The 18,993-nt window shown below is 68.5% G+C and carries 26 protein-coding genes; 3 read left to right on the forward strand and 23 right to left on the reverse strand.

Annotation, left to right across the window (positions count from 1 at the left end):
* Window positions 1-21: 21 nt before the first annotated feature.
* Complete coding sequence (locus ACIY1X_RS04860; RefSeq protein WP_399678447.1) at window positions 22-2,454, forward strand: membrane-bound PQQ-dependent dehydrogenase, glucose/quinate/shikimate family; 2,433 nt, start codon at window positions 22-24, stop codon at window positions 2,452-2,454.
* On the opposite strand, the gene ACIY1X_RS04865 is transcribed toward ACIY1X_RS04860, so the two are convergent.
* The 12 genes from ACIY1X_RS04865 to ACIY1X_RS04920 all read right to left on the reverse strand — a co-directional run bounded on the left by ACIY1X_RS04865 (window position 2,400) and on the right by ACIY1X_RS04920 (window position 9,859).
* Window positions 2,400-2,900: a hypothetical protein gene (locus tag ACIY1X_RS04865; RefSeq protein ID WP_399678450.1), complete on the reverse strand. Its 501-nt coding sequence runs from the start codon at window positions 2,898-2,900 to the stop codon at window positions 2,400-2,402. The two genes, ACIY1X_RS04860 and ACIY1X_RS04865, sit on opposite strands and share 55 nt — an antisense overlap.
* Entirely contained in the window at window positions 2,897-3,541 is a 645-nt protein-coding gene (locus ACIY1X_RS04870) for a DUF5671 domain-containing protein (protein WP_399678452.1), read from the reverse strand. Before ACIY1X_RS04870 ends, ACIY1X_RS04865 begins: the two co-directional genes overlap by 4 nt.
* 90 nt (window positions 3,542-3,631) lie before the next feature.
* Complete coding sequence (locus tag ACIY1X_RS04875) at window positions 3,632-3,952, reverse strand: DUF2249 domain-containing protein (protein ID WP_399678455.1); 321 nt, start codon at window positions 3,950-3,952, stop codon at window positions 3,632-3,634.
* 66 nt (window positions 3,953-4,018) lie between these two features.
* Window positions 4,019-4,924, reverse strand: coding sequence for a DMT family transporter (locus tag ACIY1X_RS04880; RefSeq protein WP_399678456.1), 906 nt, complete (start codon window positions 4,922-4,924; stop codon window positions 4,019-4,021).
* Window positions 4,921-5,298 (reverse strand): hypothetical protein, encoded by a 378-nt coding sequence (locus ACIY1X_RS04885; RefSeq protein WP_399678457.1) that lies wholly within the window; start codon window positions 5,296-5,298, stop codon window positions 4,921-4,923. The genes ACIY1X_RS04880 and ACIY1X_RS04885 overlap by 4 nt, the downstream gene beginning before the upstream one ends.
* Before the next feature lie 10 nt (window positions 5,299-5,308).
* Window positions 5,309-5,821: a peptide-methionine (S)-S-oxide reductase MsrA gene (msrA, locus tag ACIY1X_RS04890; RefSeq protein ID WP_399678459.1), complete on the reverse strand. Its 513-nt coding sequence runs from the start codon at window positions 5,819-5,821 to the stop codon at window positions 5,309-5,311.
* Window positions 5,818-6,267 carry a peptide-methionine (R)-S-oxide reductase MsrB gene (msrB, locus tag ACIY1X_RS04895; protein ID WP_399678462.1) on the reverse strand — a complete coding sequence of 150 codons (450 nt, stop codon included), beginning with the start codon at window positions 6,265-6,267 and terminating at the stop codon, window positions 5,818-5,820. The genes msrA and msrB overlap by 4 nt, the downstream gene beginning before the upstream one ends.
* A 43-nt stretch (window positions 6,268-6,310) precedes the next feature.
* Window positions 6,311-7,087: a methanethiol S-methyltransferase gene (gene mddA, locus ACIY1X_RS04900; RefSeq protein WP_399678464.1), complete on the reverse strand. Its 777-nt coding sequence runs from the start codon at window positions 7,085-7,087 to the stop codon at window positions 6,311-6,313.
* A 181-nt stretch (window positions 7,088-7,268) separates the two neighbouring features.
* Window positions 7,269-8,312, reverse strand: coding sequence for an alpha/beta fold hydrolase (locus ACIY1X_RS04905; RefSeq protein ID WP_399678467.1), 1,044 nt, complete (start codon window positions 8,310-8,312; stop codon window positions 7,269-7,271).
* A 26-nt stretch (window positions 8,313-8,338) separates the two neighbouring features.
* The gene (locus ACIY1X_RS04910) at window positions 8,339-8,659 is read right to left on the reverse strand and encodes a hypothetical protein (protein ID WP_399678470.1); all 321 of its coding nucleotides are present in this window, start codon (window positions 8,657-8,659) and stop codon (window positions 8,339-8,341) included.
* Window positions 8,656-9,003: an addiction module antidote protein gene (locus tag ACIY1X_RS04915; RefSeq protein WP_399678471.1), complete on the reverse strand. Its 348-nt coding sequence runs from the start codon at window positions 9,001-9,003 to the stop codon at window positions 8,656-8,658. The genes ACIY1X_RS04910 and ACIY1X_RS04915 overlap by 4 nt, the downstream gene beginning before the upstream one ends.
* Window positions 9,004-9,070: 67 nt before the next feature.
* The gene (locus ACIY1X_RS04920) at window positions 9,071-9,859 is read right to left on the reverse strand and encodes an NnrU family protein (RefSeq protein ID WP_399678473.1); all 789 of its coding nucleotides are present in this window, start codon (window positions 9,857-9,859) and stop codon (window positions 9,071-9,073) included.
* On the opposite strand from ACIY1X_RS04920, the gene ACIY1X_RS04925 reads away from it, so the two are divergent.
* A complete protein-coding gene (locus tag ACIY1X_RS04925; RefSeq protein ID WP_399678476.1) occupies window positions 9,858-10,952 on the forward strand; it encodes a transcriptional regulator in 1,095 nt (364 codons plus the stop codon). The genes ACIY1X_RS04920 and ACIY1X_RS04925 overlap by 2 nt on opposite strands.
* Here ACIY1X_RS04925 and ACIY1X_RS04930 read toward each other — a convergent pair.
* Together ACIY1X_RS04930 and ACIY1X_RS04935 are read right to left on the reverse strand one after the other, a co-directional pair.
* Window positions 10,949-11,422, reverse strand: a complete 474-nt coding sequence (locus ACIY1X_RS04930; RefSeq protein ID WP_399678478.1) for an Hsp20/alpha crystallin family protein — start codon at window positions 11,420-11,422, stop codon at window positions 10,949-10,951. The genes ACIY1X_RS04925 and ACIY1X_RS04930 overlap by 4 nt on opposite strands.
* A 140-nt stretch (window positions 11,423-11,562) precedes the next feature.
* Window positions 11,563-12,276, reverse strand: a complete 714-nt coding sequence (locus tag ACIY1X_RS04935) for a hypothetical protein (protein WP_399678480.1) — start codon at window positions 12,274-12,276, stop codon at window positions 11,563-11,565.
* On the opposite strand from ACIY1X_RS04935, the gene ACIY1X_RS04940 reads away from it, so the two are divergent.
* Window positions 12,260-12,742: a VOC family protein gene (locus ACIY1X_RS04940; RefSeq protein ID WP_399678483.1), complete on the forward strand. Its 483-nt coding sequence runs from the start codon at window positions 12,260-12,262 to the stop codon at window positions 12,740-12,742. The two genes, ACIY1X_RS04935 and ACIY1X_RS04940, sit on opposite strands and share 17 nt — an antisense overlap.
* Window positions 12,743-12,785: 43 nt before the next feature.
* Here ACIY1X_RS04940 and ACIY1X_RS04945 read toward each other — a convergent pair whose 3' ends face one another.
* The 9 genes from ACIY1X_RS04945 to ACIY1X_RS04985 all read right to left on the reverse strand — a co-directional run bounded on the left by ACIY1X_RS04945 (window position 12,786) and on the right by ACIY1X_RS04985 (window position 18,932).
* Window positions 12,786-13,154, reverse strand: a complete 369-nt coding sequence (locus ACIY1X_RS04945; RefSeq protein ID WP_399678485.1) for a hypothetical protein — start codon at window positions 13,152-13,154, stop codon at window positions 12,786-12,788.
* Between the two features lie 29 nt (window positions 13,155-13,183).
* The gene (locus ACIY1X_RS04950) at window positions 13,184-13,480 is read right to left on the reverse strand and encodes an ADP-ribosyl-(dinitrogen reductase) hydrolase (RefSeq protein WP_399678488.1); all 297 of its coding nucleotides are present in this window, start codon (window positions 13,478-13,480) and stop codon (window positions 13,184-13,186) included.
* Between the two features lie 133 nt (window positions 13,481-13,613).
* Window positions 13,614-14,381: an isocitrate lyase/phosphoenolpyruvate mutase family protein gene (locus tag ACIY1X_RS04955; protein WP_399678491.1), complete on the reverse strand. Its 768-nt coding sequence runs from the start codon at window positions 14,379-14,381 to the stop codon at window positions 13,614-13,616.
* A 63-nt stretch (window positions 14,382-14,444) separates the two neighbouring features.
* Window positions 14,445-15,230, reverse strand: coding sequence for a hypothetical protein (locus ACIY1X_RS04960; RefSeq protein ID WP_399678494.1), 786 nt, complete (start codon window positions 15,228-15,230; stop codon window positions 14,445-14,447).
* A 5-nt stretch (window positions 15,231-15,235) separates the two neighbouring features.
* Entirely contained in the window at window positions 15,236-15,943 is a 708-nt protein-coding gene (locus tag ACIY1X_RS04965) for a UTRA domain-containing protein (protein WP_399678497.1), read from the reverse strand.
* 16 nt (window positions 15,944-15,959) lie between these two features.
* On the reverse strand, window positions 15,960-16,673 hold the full coding sequence (locus ACIY1X_RS04970) for a creatininase family protein (RefSeq protein WP_399678500.1): 714 nt from the start codon (window positions 16,671-16,673) through the stop codon (window positions 15,960-15,962).
* 104 nt (window positions 16,674-16,777) lie between these two features.
* The gene (locus tag ACIY1X_RS04975; protein WP_399678503.1) at window positions 16,778-17,212 is read right to left on the reverse strand and encodes a hypothetical protein; all 435 of its coding nucleotides are present in this window, start codon (window positions 17,210-17,212) and stop codon (window positions 16,778-16,780) included.
* Window positions 17,213-17,238: 26 nt separating this feature from the next.
* Window positions 17,239-18,006, reverse strand: a complete 768-nt coding sequence (locus ACIY1X_RS04980; protein ID WP_399678504.1) for an ABC transporter permease — start codon at window positions 18,004-18,006, stop codon at window positions 17,239-17,241.
* Window positions 18,003-18,932 (reverse strand): ABC transporter ATP-binding protein, encoded by a 930-nt coding sequence (locus ACIY1X_RS04985; protein ID WP_399678506.1) that lies wholly within the window; start codon window positions 18,930-18,932, stop codon window positions 18,003-18,005. Before ACIY1X_RS04985 ends, ACIY1X_RS04980 begins: the two co-directional genes overlap by 4 nt.
* Window positions 18,933-18,993: the final 61 nt, after the last annotated feature.

The raw sequence follows: 18,993 nt of genomic DNA on the forward strand, positions 1-18,993 counted from the left end.
GGGCGTCGACCGGACCTCGCCATGGATCGCGACCTGTTCTTCACGCGCTTCCGCGCGCATCCCTTCATTGCCCTGCTCGGCGCGGTCATCGCGCTGCTCGGACTGACGCTGCTGGTCGGCGGCGTGGTCCTCGCGAGTAGCGGCGGCTCCTGGTATTACCTGGTCGCCGGCCTCGGGCTCACGGTGTCCGGCGTGCTGCTGCTCCTGGGGCGCGCCGCCGGCGCGTGGTGGTTCTGGGCGGTGCTGCTGGGCACCTTCCTGTGGAGCATGTGGGAAAGCGGCCTGGACTACTGGCGCTGGGTGCCGCGGATGGGGCTGTTCGTGGTGCTCGGCATCCTGGTCGCGCTGGCGCAGTGGCGGTTGCCGAACGGACCGGGACAGCGCGCGTCGCGGCTGGCGGCACTGGCGCTGGTGCTGGTGTTTGCCGGCACCTTCGCATTGGCCTTCCTGCCGTACGGCGTGACCCGCAACGATGGGCCGTTGCCGACGCCGCGCGAAACCGCCGCGGTCCTGTCTTCGCTCACCCCGCAGGCGGACGGCGACTGGGTGGCCTACGGCCGCGGCTACGACGCGAAGCGCTACACGCCGCTCACCGAGATCGACCGCGACAACGTTTCCCAACTCGAACGCGCCTGGGTGTTCCAGACCGGCGACGTGCCGACCGAACGCTGGGGCGCGGAGACCACGCCGCTGAAGGTCGACGAGACCGTCTACCTGTGCAGCGCCCGCAACATCCTGTTCGCGCTCGACGCGCGCACCGGCAAGGAACGGTGGCGCTACGACCCGAAGGTATCGGACAAGAACATTCCCTACACCGCCGCCTGCCGCGGCGTCGCCTACTACACCGCGCCGGCGGACGCGGAAGGCCGCTGCGCGACGCGGATCGTCGAAGGCACGCTGGACGCGCGCCTGGTGGTGGTCGACGCGGCGACCGGCGAGCCCTGCGAAGGCTTCGGCACCCATGGAGCGGTCTCGATCACCACCCACATGGGCCCGGTGTATCCGGGCATGGTGTCGATCACCTCCGCCCCGGTGGTGGTGCGCGGGGTGATCGTCACCGGCCACCAGGTGCTCGACGGGCAGATGCTGGACGCGCCCTCGGGCGTGATCCAGGGCTTCGACGCGGTCACCGGCGAGCTGCGCTGGGCCTGGGACATGACCCATCCGGAATGGAACGGCGCCCCGCCCGACGGCGAGACCTTCACCCGCGGCACGCCGAACATGTGGACCACCGCCAGCGCCGACGAACAGCTCGGGCTGGTGTACCTGCCGATGGGCAACTCCGCGGTGGACTACCTGAGCGCCACGCGCAGTGAACAGGAGAACGCCTACGCCACCTCGCTGGTCGCGCTGGACGTGACCACCGGCAAGCCACGCTGGCATTTCCAGACCGTGCACAAGGACGTGTGGGACTACGACCTCGGGGCGCAGGGCACGCTGGTCGACTTCCCGACCGCCGCCGGCCCGGTTCCGGCCATCGTGCTGCCGAGCAAGCAGGGCGACATCTACGTGCTCGACCGCGCCACCGGGCGGCCGCTGGTGCCGGTGGAGGAAAAGCCCGCGCCGCAGGGCGGCGTGGAGCCCGACGAGCGTTCCGCCACCCAGCCGCACTCGGGCTACCACACGCTGCGCAAGCGCGACCTCACCGAGCGCGACATGTGGGGCCTGACCCCGATCGACCAGATGATCTGCCGGATCCAGTTCGCCAAGGCGAGCTACGAGGGCTTCTACACGCCGCCGGTCACCGATGGCCACTCGGTCGAATACCCCGGCTACAACGGCGGCACCGACTGGGGCGGCATCGCGATCGATCCGCGCCGCGGGATCATCGTTGCCAACTACAACGACATGCCGAACTACGTCACCCTGGTCCCGCGCGAGAAGGCGAACGCGATGGGCTGGGCGCCGCGCTCGGAAGCGCGCGGTGACATGGGCGGGGCCGAGGGCGCGGGCGATCCGCAGGCCGGTGCGCCGTACGCGGTGGACGTCAACGCCGGCTGGCGGCTCGACTTCACCCAGCTGCTGTGCAAGCAGCCGCCCTATGGCGGCATCCGCGCAATCGAGCTGGCCAGCGGGCGCACGCTATGGGACCGCCCGTTCGGCACCGCGCGCCGCAACGGGCCGTTCGGGATCAGCTCGGGGCTGCCGATCGAAATCGGCACGCCGAACAATGGCGGCGCGGTGATCACCGCCAGCGGCCTGGTGTTCATCGCCGCGGCCACCGACAACCTGATCCGCGCGATCGACATCGACACCGGCGAGACCTTGTGGAGCGACGTGCTGCCGGCCGGCGGCCAGGCCACGCCGATGGTCTACGCGGCCGGCGGCCGCGAGTATTTGGTGATCATGGCCGGCGGCCACCACTTCATGGAGACGCCCGCCGGTGACGAGCTGATCGCCTATGCGCTGCCGGACGGCACCGCGCCGGATACCGGTTCGGCCGGCGCCGAATAAGGCGCCGCCGGCGTCGCCGCACGCCCCTCGGGCGCGACGCGCTCGAAGCACTGGCGCCCGGTGCCGTGCGCCCACTGGAACAGGCGCGCCGTCGCCATGTCGCCCTCGGCCGTGGTCTGGAACACCGCGCAGAGCCGGTAGGTCCTGGCATCCACCACCGCGTACTCGTAGGGCTGCCCGGTCACCGGATCGTTGCGCGACACGACGAAGCCCTCGGCCGCCGCGTCGAGGTCGGCGGGCAGCCGGTCGTGCTTGCGGACGTAGGCCTCGACCGCCTGCTGGAGCGTGGTCAGTTCGTCGACGCGGCGCTGGTCGAGCCGGCGCATGCGTTCCTCCGACGGCGAACGCATCACCAGGAACGCCGCCACCAGGGTCACGACCACGGCGAGGATCGCGGCGGCCACCAGCCAGTGGCCCAGGCGCGATGGCGCAGGCGCCGTGCTCATGCCTCACGCTCCTCGCGGCGCAGGTCGGTCAGGTAGAACCCGAACACGCCACCCGCAATGGCGGCCACCACCAGCACCTTGAGCCCGAAGCGCAGGGTCAGCTCGCCGCCGAGCAGGTGGTAGACGAGCGCGATCATGTCGCCCACCAGCACGCCCGCGGCCAGGAACAGCGTCATGTAGGTCAGCCAGCGCCGCACCACCGACTGGCGCTTGGCCGGATTGCGTGCAAGTTCCCTGCTCAGCAACCGCGCCACGAACAGGAACAGCGGGAACGCGATCACCAGCGAGGCCACCGACATCCGCATCGACTGGTCGGCGCGCATCCGCTGCCAGGCTGGATCGGCCGGATCCGGCAGCGCGCGGTTCAGCAGGTCGAACAGCAGGTCGCCCAGGTGGTAGGCCCACACGTACAGCGAGGCGAAGAGCAGCAGGTACAGGAAGGCCTCGCGCGCGGACAGGTAGGGCCGCGGTCGCGGCACCGGCACCGGGAATTCCACGGGCGCGTACGCCTCCAGCGCGTCGCGCACCTGCTCCGGCGGCCAACCGGCCTCCACCAACGCGGTCTCGATCGCGGGTCGCGGCTGCCCACGCAGCAACGCCTCCCGCACGAACAGTTCCAGATCCCTGGTCGCTGCCGACATCCTGCCTCCTCCCTGGTTGGGTGCGAAGGCGAGGATACTGGCTAACGTGCCGGGTGGTACGGCCAAAGAACCTCGCGAACCTTCGCTGGATCAGCTCCCGCAGGCGCCGCTGCCGCAGCCGCAACCGCCGTCGGCGGGGACGCCACCGGCCTCGGCGGAGGCCTGGACCAGGAAGTCGATGACCACCGCGCCCGGCTCTCGCTGCCGGTAGGCGATCGCCAGCAGGTCGCCGTAGTGCGCCTGGAGTTGGGCGAGCAGCGGCAGCGGATCGTGGTCGTTGACGAAGCGCATGGCCTCGCCCGGCTGCAGCGCATCCAGCGCGCCGAAGATCGCCGCGTGGCGGAAGCGGCGGGCGATGCCCCGGGCATCGAAGGGGTGGACGGCGACGGGCTGGAAGGTCTCGAGGTTCATGACGTGGCACGCATGGGGGGAGGCCGCCAGCCTCCACCTGCGCCGGCAAGCGCGCCTTGATCCAGGTCAGTCGCCGCGCGATCCGCCCACCGCCGGCTTCACCGCCAGCGCGACGATGGCCAGCGCCGCGCCGACCAGCGCGATGCCGGTCCACTCCGCCGGCGACGGCGCCTCGCCCAGCACCGCCCAGGCGAACAGCACCCCCATGATCGGGATCACCAGGCTGGTCAATCCGGACACGGTCATCGGCAGCTTGTCCACGATGTAGGTCCACAGCAGCCAGGCCAGCCCCGAGGCCAGTACCGCGTTGTAGGCGAGCGCCGCGATGAAGCCGCCGGTCCACTGCGTGGCCGGTTCGTCCGCGGCCCAGGCCACCGCCACCAGCCCCACCGCGCCCACCGCCATCTGCCATGCGCTCAGCGACAGGATCGTCGCCCGCCCCTGCTGGAACAGGCGCTTGCTCAGCACCGTGCCGACCGCCCAGCACAGGCCGGCGGCGATCGCCAGCAACGAACTTTCCAGGCGCCCCAGCCCCGCCCACGGCTCCAGCACCAGCAACAGGCCGGCGAACGCCACCGCCACCGCGACCGCCTGCGCCCGCGTCGGCCGCTCGCGCAGCACCAGCCAGGCCACGCCGACCACCCAGAACGGCATCGTGTAGGCCAGCAACGCGGTCTTGCCCGCGCCGCCATGCACCAGCGCCCACTGCACCAGCGCCTGGAACCCGAGGGTCTGCGCGGCGCCGATCCACAGCAGCGGCGCCAGCGGCGGCGGCCTCAGCGGCGCGCGCCGCCACAACAGCAGCAGGAACAGGGTCACCGCGCCCAGCGCGCCACGCCACGCGGCAAAGGTGAACGGCCCCGACCACTGCAGGACCTGTTTCATCACGATCCAGTTGTAGCTCCAGATCAGGCTCAGCAGGGCCAGCACGAGCAGCGCGTCGAAGCGCGCGGACGAGCGCGTCGCACTCATCCGGGCCGCGCCCGCAGCCAGTCCCGCGCTTCCGACTCGCGGCGGAAGGCCCGGGCCTGCAGGCCGGCCTCGTTGGCGTAGCGCTCGCAATAGCTGATCTGGTCGAAGGCGAATGCCTTCACGTGCGCGATCGGCACACCCTCCAGGCCGCGCCCGGCCATGTGCACCACCAGCTTCTTCCACTCGGACGCGGCCAGCTCCTCGCCGACCAGTTCGTCCAGCACGATCAACCCGGCCGGCCGCTCGCGCGTCACCTCGGCAAGGATCCCTTCCCAGTAGGCGATGGTGCTGGCGACGCTGCGCACGCCGCCCACACGGGCGCACAGCAGGCCGTCGTCGGTGCGGGAGAAGTCGAGGGTGAAGGCCGAATCCATGGCCGGAATCCTAACCGCCCGCGGCGGCCCGGCGGGGCAGCTTCCAGCCCGGTCGCACGTAATGGCAGGTGTACCCGGTCGGATACTTCTGCAGGTAGTCCTGGTGCTCGGGCTCGGCTTCCCAGAAATCGCCCGCCGGCGCCACTTCGGTCACCACCTTGCCCGGCCACAGGCCGCTGGCCTCGACGTCGGCGATGGTGTCCTCGGCCACGCGCCGCTGCTCCGGCGTGGTGTAGAAGATCGCCGAGCGGTAGGAGGTGCCGACGTCGTTGTCCTGGCGGTTGCGGGTGGTCGGGTCGTGGATCTGGAAGAAGAACTCGAGCAGGTCGCGATAACGGGTCTTCGCCGGGTCGAACACGATCTCCACCGCCTCGGCGTGGCTGCCATGGTTGCGGTAGGTCGCATTGGGCACGTCGCCGCCGCTGTAGCCCACGCGGGTGGAGACCACACCCGGCATCTTGCGCAGCAGCTCCTGCACGCCCCAGAAGCAGCCGCCGGCGAGGATCGCGCGCTCCGTGCTCATGCCGGGTCCTCCACCTGGTCGAGGTATTCAGCATACCCCTCGGCCTCCATCCGCTCGCGCGGAATGAAGCGCAGCGCCGCGGAGTTGATGCAGTAGCGCAGGCCGCCGCGGTCGCGCGGGCCGTCGGGGAACACATGGCCGAGGTGGCTGTCGCCATGCGCCGAGCGCACCTCGGTGCGGCGCATGCCGAAGCTGTCGTCGTCGAGCTCGCGCACGTGCGCGGGCACGATCGGCTTGGTGAAGCTCGGCCAGCCGCAATGCGATTCGAACTTGTCCGAGGACGCGAACAGCGGCTCCCCGGAGACGATGTCCACGTAGATGCCCGGGCGGTTCTCGTGCAGGTACTCCCCGGTGCCGGGGCGCTCGGTGCCGCTTTCCTGGGTGACGTGGTACTGCTCCGGCGTCAGCCGGGCGATGGCGTCGGGATCCTTGCGATAGGTGGGCATGGTCGGCTCCAGCGCGGGGCCGACCATTTTGCGCCGCTTGCCGTCAAGGTGCAGCCATCGGCCGCGCGGCGCCGGTATCGCGCGCGGACCGGCGCGGCAGCGGCAGGATCATGGGCACGCGGCGCTGGTAATCGCGATAGGTCTCGCCGTAGTGCGCCACCAGGTCGCGCTCCTCGAGGAACCGCACGGCGACCAGGATGTAGCCGCTGGTGGCGAGCGCGAAAAGCAAGTGGCCCAGGGTCATGGTCGGCGCGGCCCAGAACGCGACCACGAATCCCAGCATCAGCGGGTGGCGTACGATGCGGTAGAACGCACGCTCGACGAAGGGCACGTCGCGGTCGGGCGGCAGCCCGCGCATGTGGAACCAGGCCTGGCGCAGGCCGAACAGTTCGAAGTGGTTGATCAGGAACGTGCCGACCAGCACCAGCAACCAGCCGCAGGCGGCCAGCGCGAACAGGGCCACGCGCGCGGGACCGTCCACCTGCCACACGACCGCCGGCAAGGGCCGCCACTGCCAGAACAGCAGGATCAGCACCAGGCTGCTCGCCAGCACATAGGTGCTGCGCTCCACATGGCGCGGCACCAGGCGCGTCCACCAGCGCTTGAAGCCGGGCCGCGCCATGCCGCTGTGCTGCACCGCGAACAGCAGCAGCAGGGCGACGTCGATCGTCAGCGCCTGCGCGAGCGGCGCGCCGGGCCCCTTGTCCACGTGCCGGGGCACGAAGTCGAACCCGGACACGAAGGCGATCGCGTAGAGGGAGGTCAGCAGGAACACGGCGTAGGCCGCGACGGCATACAGCAGGGCGAGCAGGCGGGTCATGGCGGAGCGCTCCCGGGGACGTCGGGTCCGAGCGTGGCGCCGGCCGTCCGCGGGCGCCATGGAAAGCTTGTCCCGGGTGGGCGGGTTCAGGGAGCGGGAAACGGGACATTTGTCCCGGTCGGGGACGGTCAGCCGACCATGGGTCGGCTCTACGGCTCTACGGGTCTACGGGTCTACGGGTCTACGGGCGGGTGCGGACGATGGCCTCGGCGCGGCTGTGGACGCCGAGTTTGCGGTACAGGTTGGAGACGTGGTTGCGCACGGTCTTCTCGGCGATGCCCAGCGCCCAGGCGATCTGCGCATTGCTGCGCCCTTCACACAGCAACGCCAGGGCTGCCCGCTCGCGCGCGGTCAGGCCTTGGGCCGACAGGTCGGAGTCCTGCCGCGCCAGGCCGGTGAATTCGAGCACCGCCTCCTGGAATTCGCGCCAGGCCGGCTCGTGCTCCAGCAGCACGTGGTTGCGCGAATGCAACTCGATGTAGGTGGCGCCGGGGATACGGCTGGCCAGCAACCGGCCTTGCGCCCGCGGCGCGATCTCGTCGCGGTCGCACTGCAGCACCAGCGTCGGCACCCGCACCTTTTCCAGCAGGTCGCTCACGTCCACGTCGCCGCGCGCGGCGAGCAGGCGCACCGCGTTCTCCGGCGAGGTCGTGCGCAGGCACAGTTCGTTGAACCAGGCAAACTGTTCCGCGCTGCCCTCCGGCACGAAGCGCGTGGTGAACAGTTGCCGGAACGCGGGATTGTCCTGGCCCCAGCCCAGCCCGACCACGTCCATCACCGCCTTGTACATCGCACGGCGTCGCGGGTCGTCGCCGCGGTTGCCGCCCACCGCGTAGCCGCCGTAGAGGATCAGGTGCGACACGCGTTCGGGATGCGCCACGGCGTAGCGGATCGCCACCGACGCACCCTGGCTGATCCCCAGCAGCACCATCGGCCGTTCGACGGCCGCCGCCTCGACCACCGCTTCCAGGTCGCCCAGCCAGCACGACGGGCTCAGGTCCAGCGCGCGCCAGTCGGAGAGGCCGCACCCACGCTCGTCGTAGCGCACGCAGGTGAAGTGCCCGGCCAGGAACCGGATCCAGTGCGCCCACACCGGGCTTTCCAGGTCGTATTGCAGGTGGGTCAGCCAGGTCGCCGCGCGCACCAGCGGCGGGCCGCGCCCCGCCGCGGCCCAGGCCAGCCGGGTGCCGTCGCCGGTGGTGATGTAGCGGATGCGCTGCTGCATGGCGCCTCCCCGCTGGGGTCGCGCCGCTAAATTAACTCCACTTTCGACGCGCGCACCAGCACTTCCTCCTGGGCGAAGCGCCCGCACAGGTCGTCGCGGTAGTCCCGCCACCAGTCCCGATCGAGCGTGTCCGCGACGACCTCGAACAGCAGCACGTCGTCGCGGCAGACATCGCCGTCGTCGTCCTCCCAGGCACCGACCGCGGGCGAGCGCACGTAGGCGGTCACGCCGCCGAAGCGGTCCGCGAGCTCGGCGCGCACCCTGGCAAACTCCTCGCGCGGGAAGGCCTTGCCGTCGTTGCCGCGGACGGGCAGGAAGAACTGGACGAGGTGCGCGGTCTTGTTCATCGCGCGCCTCGCTTCCTTGGCTTCGCCTTTTTCATCCCGTATTGCGCACTTGGTTCCCGGATCAGCGAGAAGCGGTAGCCCAGTGCACTAACCACCTTGAGAACGGTGCCGAAGCTGGGATTCCCTTCTTCGGAGAGTGCCTTGTAGAGTCCTTCGCGCGTCAAGCCCGTTTCACGCGCAAGTTCGCTCATGTTCCGCGACCGGGCGACCACGCCCAGCGCATGGGCGATGAAGCCGGGATCGTCACTCCCGTGTTCCAGGCAAGCCTCCAGATAGGCTTCGCGATCCTCTTCGTTTTCAAGGTGCTGCGCCGAATCCCAGCGGGTGGTTTTGAGGGCCATCATTCCTGACCTCAATGATTTCTTGAAGTGTGAACCAGGGTTCACAGTGTGGTTTACGGGCAGTCTTACGTCAGCCGTGGAAGTAGCGCGCGGGATTGACGTCGAACGCGAGCGGATGCAGCGCGATCAGCACGCCCCACAGCACGATCGCCAGCCATGGCCGGAGCCAGCCGATCTCCCGCCACACCAGCCGGTTGCGGCCCTGCGCGATCGCCACGAACGGCACGATCGAGGTCGCCGCGGCAAACCGCGGCCAGCGCTCCGGATAGCGCTTCGCGTACTTGGCATCCAGGCTCGGCATGCCGGCCAGCGCGGTCACCAGGATCGCGCCGGCGAACACCAGCCCGGACAGCGTGCCCAGCGCGATGATGTGCACCACCGCCCACAGCGCGAACGCCCACAGCATCGGATGGCGGGTGATGCGGAGCATGCCGGTTGCCGGCTCCTCGCGGTCCAGCGCGCCTTCGCCGCGCACCGAGGTCGGGTTCGGCTGGCTCACCGCGCACACCAGCAGCAGAACGGCGGGCAGCAGCAGCCACATGCCGGCCACCACCAGCCAGCGGGGCGCGATCCACAGCAGGCGCACCGGGCCTGCGTTGCCGTAGGCCGTGCCCAGCCAGTACAGCAGCGCGAACGAAGCAATCACGAACACGCCGCGGAACGGCCCCTCGCCGATCTTCGACACGATCGCGCCGCGCACGGCGGTGCCGGCGATGCCGATATGGACCGCCACCCAGGCGATGGCGGCGGCAATCAGGGATGCGAATGCACTCATCGGGATTCCCCGGGGTCTTCGGGCCTCCCCCGATGATGCCACCCCCACCCCGTCGATCGCGCAGCCACGGTAGGCTTGCCGCATGGGGAACGGCATCTACCGCTTCGAAGACTTCCAGCTCGATCCCGCGCAGCGCCAGCTACGCCGCGGCGACACACTGGTCGAACTGAATTCGCGCTACCTCGACGCGCTCATCCTGCTGCTTCGCGAGCAGGGCAAGCTGGTCTCGAAGGAGCGCTTCCTCGACGAAGTCTGGCGCGGCATTCCGGTCACCGAGGAAGCCCTGACCCAGTGCATCCGCACCCTGCGCAAGCAGCTCGGCGACAGCGTCGCAAACCCCCGCTTCATCGAAACCGTCCCCAAACACGGCTACCGCTTCATCGCCCCGGTCGAGCTGGGTCCTGACCCCCTTGTGGGAGCGGCGGAAGCTGCGACACCCTCACCCACGCCCCCCACCTGGACCTGGCGGGACGCCCTCCTCCTCACCGCCGCCGGCACCACCGGCGCCGGCGTCTCCGGCGCCCTCGGCGGCCTGGCCTACGGCTTCCTCGGCGCCAGCCAACCGCTGCAGCCCGGCATGGGCGCGGTCTCGATGGTCCTGGTGATCGTGTGCCTGTGCATCGTCGTCGCGCTCGTCGGCGGCGCCGGCGTCAGCGCCGGCATCGCCGCGAGCACCCTGCTCCCGGGCCCCCCCCACCGCTGGGCCATCGCCGGCGGTGCGCTCGGCGGCCTGCTGGTCGGCGGCATCGTCAAGCTCCTTGGGCTGGACGCCTTCAACCTGCTGCTCGGCCGCTCGCCCGGCGACATCACCGGGGCGATGGAAGGCCTGCTGCTCGGCGGCGCGGTCGGCTTCGGCGTCTGGTTCGGCGCCCTCGGCGGGCGCTCGCCCTGGCACCGGCGCAGCGTGTTCGCCGCGGCGGCCGCCGGCGCGGTGGCCGGCCTGGTGGTGCCGTTGCTCGGCGGCCGGCTGATGGCCGGCAGCCTCGACCTGCTCGCGCAGACCTTCCCTAACTCGCGCCTGCGCCTGGACCAGCTCGGCACCCTGTTCGGCGATGCAGGCTTCGGCACCGCCAGCCAGGTGGCCACGGGCGCCCTGGAGGGCGCCCTGTTCGCCGCCTGCGTGGTGGCGGCGATGGCCGGGTTTGCGCCGCTGCTCGGCGTCCGCTCCCGCGACTAGTCGAGGGTGCGATCCACCTGGATGCGACGCGGCGTGGATTCCGCCTTCTTCGGGATCACGATGCGCAGCACGCCGTGGCTGCCCGCAGCGGTGATGCGCTCCGGATCGGCGCTGTCGGGGAGCGCGAAGCGGCGATGGAAGCTGCCGTGCACCCGTTCCACGCGGGCATAGCGCTCGGTGGCCCCGACGGCCTCGCTGCGGCGCTCGCCCTTGATGGTGAGCATGCCGCGATCCATCTGCACTTCGATGTCCTCCGGATCCACACCGGGGATGTCGGCGTCGAGCACGAAGCGGTCGTGTTCCTCGCGGATGTCGACCGCGGGCATCCACTGGCTGGTCACCACCGAGGATGCGTCGTGCTCGTCGCGCAGCAGGCTGCCGGCGAACAGGTTGCCGTCGAACAACCGGTCCATCAGCTGGCGCACCGGATCCGGCGATACGATCGGCGAAAGACGGGTCATCATGTTCATGGCTGGGTTCCTCCTGTCTCAAGCGCGGCGGGCGTGCCCGCCTGCGGCGCGTGAAATAGGGAAGCCGGCGGGGCTTTCAAGCACCCTGCCGGCCGCGGTACACCGCCGTTTGGCGAATTTTCAGCGGTGTCGAAATCGCGTCACGGAACGTCGCTGGCGGCCGCGGCGGCCTCCACCTGCTGCGCCGAACGGCTGAACAGCGCACCGGCCAAGACGTACGGCAGGGCGAAGCACAGCGCCAGCACCGAGCCGAGGCCGTCGGCACCGCTCGCCAACGCGTACAGCGCCGTGCCGGCATGGATCGCCGCGGCCGCGTACAGCGCCCGCGCCATGCCCCGCGGCCTGAACCAGGACACCAGCGCCAGCACGGCGCCAACCGCGATCGCGGCCAGGAACAGCAGGTTGTAGACGTTGTCCTCGTCGCCCACCATGCCGACCGCGCCGTTGATCCAGAAGGTCAGGAAGCCGGCGACGATGGCCACCCCGGTGGCCGCCCGGTAGCGCCGGTTCGGCGACAGCCGGCTGATCAGCTCGTAGGTGCCGCAGGCGACCAACAGCATCGTGCCCCAGACCAGGAAGTCGAAGGCATCCCAGTTCATCTCGCTGGTCAGCTGCATCGCCACCAGCGGCAGCAGGAACAGCGACCCCGCCAGCCCCCAGATCACCACCCGCACCCAGTTGCGCCGTTGCTCGCGCGCTTCACCCATCTGTCCCGACATGGCCTTACCCTCCGTGTGGTTGAACGTGGCGCCAGCGTGGCCCCGGGCCGGCCTGAGCGTCCTGAGCAAGTCCTGAGCAATCCGTGAAAACAACCACTTGCCGCTCCTGGAGACCGCGATGATCCCCAAGAACACGATCTGCCTCTGGTTCGATGGCACCGCCGAGGAAGCCGCCCGCTTCTACGCCGAGACCTTCCCGGACAGCGAAGTCCGCGGCGTCCACCGCGCCCCCGGCGACTACCCCGACGGCCAGGAGGGCGACGTGCTGATGGTGGACTTCACCGTCTGCGGCATCCCCTGCGTCGGCCTCAACGGCGGCCCCGCCTTCCCCCAGACCGAAGCCTTCTCGTTCCAGATCGCCACCGACGACCAGGAAGAGACCGACCGCCTGTGGAACACCATCGTCGGCAACGGCGGCCAGGAATCCGCCTGCGGCTGGTGCAAGGACAAGTGGGGCGTGAACTGGCAGATCACGCCGCGGGTGCTGATCGAAGCCGTCACCGACCCAGACCGCAAGGCCGCCAAGCGCGCGTTCGACGCGATGATGGAGATGCGCAAGATCGACATCGCCAAGATCGAAGCCGCCCGCGGGGGTTCTTGAGGACCAAAAAAAACCCCGGCGATGCCGGGGCTTTCCAACGCTCTTACGCGCGCTTTCTTTCGCGCTCCAGGAATTCAGAAACCGGGCCGACATTGCCTCCTGCGGCGTCTGCCTGCCTTTGCGACTCGGCAAGTTGCGCTTGCAGGATCTGCTGCATCTCCGAGACCGCAAATCGGTTCAGAAGGTCACGTACCATCGGTTGGTATCCAATGCCATGGTGGGATGCAATGAACTTCAAGGTCGCGATGAGCTTGCGCTGAAGTCGGATGGAGACAAGCTGCAAGCCCAAAGACTCGTCTACCGCTTGCATTTCTTCAGTCGACGCAACTTCCGCGTGCTCAAGGCTCTGGCCGAGCTCGCCGGAGTCCCAAGGATCCCGCGCGTCACGATTTGGCGTGTTCGTCATCATCATCACCCCCGTTGTGTCACTTCCATCTTCATTTAAAAGTCTGTTGGGCAAGCGAGCGTTCGATAGATCTTCAATTCATTCTGGTTCGGTGGGTAGGCTGTACGAATGTGCTGATCCGGACCTTTTTGGATGAAGCAGACCTTCAGGAGCCTGTTTCGGTTGGTCGGAGCAATGAACCACAAGGTGGGCGGGTCCGACCTGTGGTCTTCCCGGGTGTCCTTGAGCAGCAGACCTGTTTTGTTCTCGAAGCACTGCTCGACCTCCCGGGGATCGACGCCATGCTTGTCCTTGAGCTTTTCCACGACCTTGGGGGAGATCTGAATCGCCACTGTCGCCGTCCCTGGAATCCTGAACAGGGCGGGAAAGTGTATATACAAGCAGCTCCATGGGCAAGCATGGTAAGGCGAACAGCGTATATACAGCGTGAACCGTGACGTGCCGAGCCACTAAAGAGATTGATTTCTAGTGGTTCATCGCCTCGAGGGCGGCATCCGTCAGCCACCGCATCGCCCCCCGATACGGTCCCGGCCCATGACTGATCCGCGCCACCCCCAGCTCTGCGAGCCGCGCCCGTCCGGGCCCACCTTCGCGCGCCATTACGTTCACCGGCAACGGCGAGCCCGCGCACAACTTCGCGATCAGGTCCTCCGAGACCAGCCCGGGCACGAACAACCCGTTCGCGCCCGCCTCGGCAAACGCCCGCGCCCGTTCCAAGGCGGCTTCCACCATGGCTTGGTCGTGCGCATCGGCCGGCTTCTGGAAGAACACATCCGTGCGCGCGTTGAGGAAGAACGGCAACCCGGCCTTGTCCGCCACCTTGCGGGCCGCGGCCAGCCGCGCCACCTGCGCATCCACCGGCCGCAGGCTGCCGTCGGCGGGGAAACTGTCCTCCAGGTTGCAGCCGATCGCGCCCGCCTCGATCGCCGCGGCCACCGTGTCGGCGACCACGCCGGGCGCGCCGCCGTAGCCGCTCTCCAGGTCCACCGTGACCGGCAACGGCACCGCCGCGACCATCCGCCGCAGGTTGGCCATGGCCAGTTCCAGCGGGATCTGCTCGCCATCCTCGTAGCCATGCGCCGCGGCCACCGACCAGCTTCCGGTGGCGATGGCCTTGGCCCCGGCGTCGGCGACCGCGCGGGCGCTGCCCGCGTCCCAGGCGTTGAACAGGACCAGCGGGTTGCCCGGAAGGTGCAGGGCGTGGAACTGGCGGGCGAGCTCGAGTGCTTGCATCTTGGCGGCCTTTTGCCTGGGTCGACCGTACTTTAGCGCCACGGGCGCGCGCGAAGACCACCCCTATGACCGGAACCAGCGCCTGACCAACAATGCGAACAAGGTGGCATTCAGCACCAGCGACACCGACCCTTGCACGATGGCAAGCAATTGGGTCCGGAACGCGGAAGCGCCAATGTCGCCGAGCCCCAGCATGGCGAGATAGTTCATGCCGCTGACGACCATCGATGTCCGCCACGACCACCCTGGCTCAAGCCATGCGTAAAGGGGAACGAACGCGAAAATGCTTCCCAGGCACCAATAAAGCAGACGGTAAGGGCGGTACCCGAACCCGGCAAACACATAACTCGCCCAGAGCCCGAACCGCCGCATGCCTCTGGCCTCGACCAGGGCCGCCCGACCTTCCTGGTACCAGGTGGCGTCCTCTTCTCGGAACATACGCACTTGGGCGAACAGATGGGCTGCGCGGGTCAGGCATGCGCGTGCGTGGGCAGGCCAGCCTTTCGTCGCGAAGTCCTTGCCGATCCCACGGAACACGCGGGCAAGCTTTTCCTGCTGGTCCATGGTCATGCCGGGCTGGATGCGCAGCTCGACTTCGGCGGCCAGGAAGGCCATGTGCAAGTTGCCGACGCATTCCGCGATCGCGGCCGTGTCCCTACCGGCGTCGATCTGCTGCTGCAGTTCAAGCCGATGCGAGCCGGACCGGGCGTACATCTTGCCGTACTTGAGCCAGAACTCGTCGATGGATCGATGCGCCAGACTCAGGATGCTGCCATCGTCCATCCCGGGCTCGACCGCCTCCCGCAACACTGTCGGGATATGGGCGGAGAACAGTTTTTCTAGTGACATGGCGGTCAAAGCTCCACGACGTAATTGAATTCGTAAAGGTCCGCGCGGTCGCAGAGGAGACAGACCTCGACAGGGGTTTGCCTCGAGTAGAGGATGCAGTCCAGTCGCACCACCGACACGCTGGGCATCGTCTCGATACCCAGTTCGATCCGCTCCTGGAAGGTAGGCGAGTCGACGTACAGTGTTTCCTGCTTGCGGGTGACCGGATGCTTCGCCGCTGACAGCACCTCGAACAAGTCGTAGTTTCCGGACCTGATGTCCTGCCACTGACCCCGGACGATGTCGTAGGGCACGTACGACTCCGCGATGGCATGGGGGATGCCATCCACTGACTGGACGTGGTGGTGTCGGACCAGCATCGAACCGGGTGCGAAGGTCTGATGGACCAGGGGCGGGGCATCGTCCGTCGGAACCAACTCCAGCTTGATCGTCCGGATCGTCGGGCTACGCCCCTGATCCCGGTAGTCTCCTTGGAATGATGCCCCGCGGCGTGAACGCGCACGCGCCTGGGCGACCACGACACGTTCCGGGGACGTGCGCAGCAACACCCCCTCGTCGACCAGCCGATCGATGGCCTTGCGGAAATCCTCGGGATCGGCGTTGGGCGAAACGGCTTCCACCGCCATGTCCGCCTCGGCGCGGAGGGCTCCGCTCTTGATCAGCGCCTTGATTTCGTCGTACAGCTCGCACCACGCAAACGGCGAAACTGCCATGCCCTCCCCCAGGGTGTCAGCGGCGAGACTGGATCTTCTCTACTTCTCCGGCGATCGAAGCCACCAGGTGGGTAAGGACGGCCGCCCCCTTTTCCGCGGTGGCGCGCGAAGGAAAGCCGACGATGCCCGACGTGGTGTAGTGACGCATGCCATGCAGCGTAAGCAGCGGCCGGTCCGGCGCATCATGATCCTTGCGCAAATGCTTCGGGCGCACCAGTTCCGGATACATGTGCAGCATGAGCGAGGTTTCCAGCTCGCCGCCGTGCATGTCCTCGGATATGCCGGACTCGATTCCGCCGGCATCCATGGCCGCCTGCCATTGTTGGCGCACCGGGGCCAGGTAGACGCGCGGACGCTCCACGTTGGCCTCCTGGGCGAAGTTGGACAGTACGTAATTCCCGCCATGCCCGTTCACCAGGACCATCAGATCAATTCCCGCGTGCTCCAGGCTGACCAACATGTCGCTAAGCACCGCAAGCAGGGTCGTCGCGGAGATGGACGCGGTGCCGGCGAACCCGACGTGCTCATGGGAGCAGGTCACCGCCACCGGCGGCAGCAACAGCCCCCCATGGTCGCGGCAGAGGGCGTCGGCAATGCCGGCCGCAATCAATGTATCCGTGGTGACGGGCAGGTGCGCACCGTGCTGTTCGAAGGAACCCACCGGCACCACCGCGAATCGCGGCTTGCGAGCCTCGATTTCCTGGCTGGTCTCCGTCGTCCCGTATCGCATTGCGCCCCCGACCTCCGGCTGCAAGTCCGACAATAACCGATTGTGCCCCGAGGTGGCGGCTTCGCGCGAGGTTCGGCGGCCAGTCGGCGCCTCACCCCTCGCCGTCAGTCGCGATCCTCGAACGCCTGGTTCGAGATCTTCCACTCGCCGCCGCGCCGCACCAGGGTAACGACCCCGTGGTGCGGCGACGGCTCGCCGTCGAGCATGCCCGGCAGTTCGCCGAACACCTCCAGCGTGGCGGTGTCGCCCTCGACGGTTTCCGCGAGCACCTCGGGTTGCAGCGGGACCATGGCCTGCATGAACCCGAGCGCCTGCGCGGCCTGCTCCGGCGTCATCGCGGCCAGGGCCGCGCGCACCTCCGCGGCCGGCTGCGGCGAGAACGGGAAGATCGCCTGGGGCGAATCGGCCGCGTGGATGACCCTGGCGTACTCCAGGTACACCTCGGTGGGACTGGCATCGGCCATGCCGTGGCCGATGTAGCCGGTCTCCTGCGCGTGGACGGCGCCTGCGGCCAGCGCAAGCACCATGGCGAGCAGCATCGGGAATGCGCGTTCCATGTCCCCTCCTATGCCTTCAACTTCCACCCCGTCCGGAAAATCCACCACACCGCCGCCAGGCACACCACCAGGAAGCCGGTGATCGCCGCGATGCTGATCCCCACCGGCACGTCCGCGGTGCCGTAGAAGCTCCAGCGGAAGCCGCTGATCAGGTAGACCACCGGGTTGAACAGGGTGATGGTCTGCCACACCGGCGGCAGCATCTTGATCGAGTAGAACGCGCCGCCGAGGAAGGTCAGCGGGGTCATCACCATCAGCGGCACGATCTGCAGCTTCTGGAAGTCGTCGGCCCACAGCCCGATGATGAAGCCGAACAGGCTGAAGCTGGTCGCGGTGAGCACCAGGAAGGCCAGCATCCACACCGGGTGCTGGATCTCGTAGGCGACGAACAGGCGCGCGGTAAGCAGGATCAGCAGGCCGAGCAGCAGCGACTTGGTCGCGGCGGCGCCGACATAGCCGACCACCACCTCGACGAAGGACACCGGCGCCGACAGCAGCTCGTAGATGGTGCCCGACCACTTGGGCATGTAGATGCCGAACGAGGCGTTGGAGATGCTCTCGCTGAGCAGCGACATCATGATCAGGCCGGGGATGATGAAGGCGCCGTAGCCGACGCCGTCGATCTCGCCCATGCGCGAGCCGATCGCCGCACCGAACACCACGAAGTACAGCGAGGTCGACAGCACCGGCGAGGCGATCGACTCCAGCAGCGTGCGGAAGGTGCGGGCCATCTCGAAGCGGTAGATGGCGCGGATGGCATGGACGTTGAGGCTCATGCGCGCTGCCTCACCAGGCTGACGAAGATGTCCTCCAGCGAGCTCTCGCTGGAATGCAGGTCCTTGAAGTCCACGCCCTGCTCGGCCAGCCGCCGCAGCAGGCTGGCGATACCGGTGCGCTCTTCCTGCTGCACGTCGAAGGTGTAGGTGAGGGTGTTGCCGTCCTCGGACAGCTCCAGCGGCAGGTCGGCCAGGGACTCGGGGATGGCCGGGAGCGGCTCCTGCAGGGTCAGCGCGAGCTGGCGCTTGCCGAGCTTGCGCATCAGCGTGGCCTTGTCCTCCACCACCACCAGCTCGCCGTGGTTGATCACGCCGATGCGGTCGGCCATCTCCTCGGCCTCCTCGATGTAGTGCGTGGTCAGGATGATGGTCACCCCCTGCTCGCGCAGCTCGCGCACCATCCGCCACATGTCGTGGCGCAGCTCGACGTCGACGCCGGCGGTGGGCTCGTCCAGGAACAGGATGCGCGGCTCGTGGGCCAGCGCCTTGGCGATCAGCACCCGCCGCTTCATGCCGCCGGACAGCGCCAGGATCTTGCTGTCGCGCTTGTCCCACAGCGACAGCTGGCGCAGCACCTTCTCCAGGTGGGCCGGATCCGCCGGCTTGCCGAACAGGCCCCGGCTGAAGCGGCAGGTGGCCCAGACCGACTCGAAGGCGTCGGTGGACAGCTCCTGGGGGACCAGGCCAATCAGGGAGCGGGCCGACCGGGCCTCGCGGACGTGGTCGTGGCCGTCCACCGTAACCGTGCCCGAGCTGGCATTGACGATGCCGCAGACGATGCTGATCAGGGTGGTCTTGCCGGCGCCGTTGGGGCCGAGCAGGGCGAAGATCTCGCCGCGGTGGATGTCCAGGTCGATGCCCTTGAGGGCTTGGAAGCCGGAGGCGTAGGTTTTGGTTAGGTTGCGGAGGGTGAGGACGGGGGGCATGGGGTAATCCTGCCACGTACACCGGACCACCAATGGGATTCTGGAACCCAGCCCCTTTAGG

This window comes from Xenophilus sp., assembly GCF_044462705.1.
Taxonomy (GTDB): Bacteria; Pseudomonadota; Gammaproteobacteria; order Burkholderiales; family Burkholderiaceae_C; genus Xenophilus; species Xenophilus azovorans.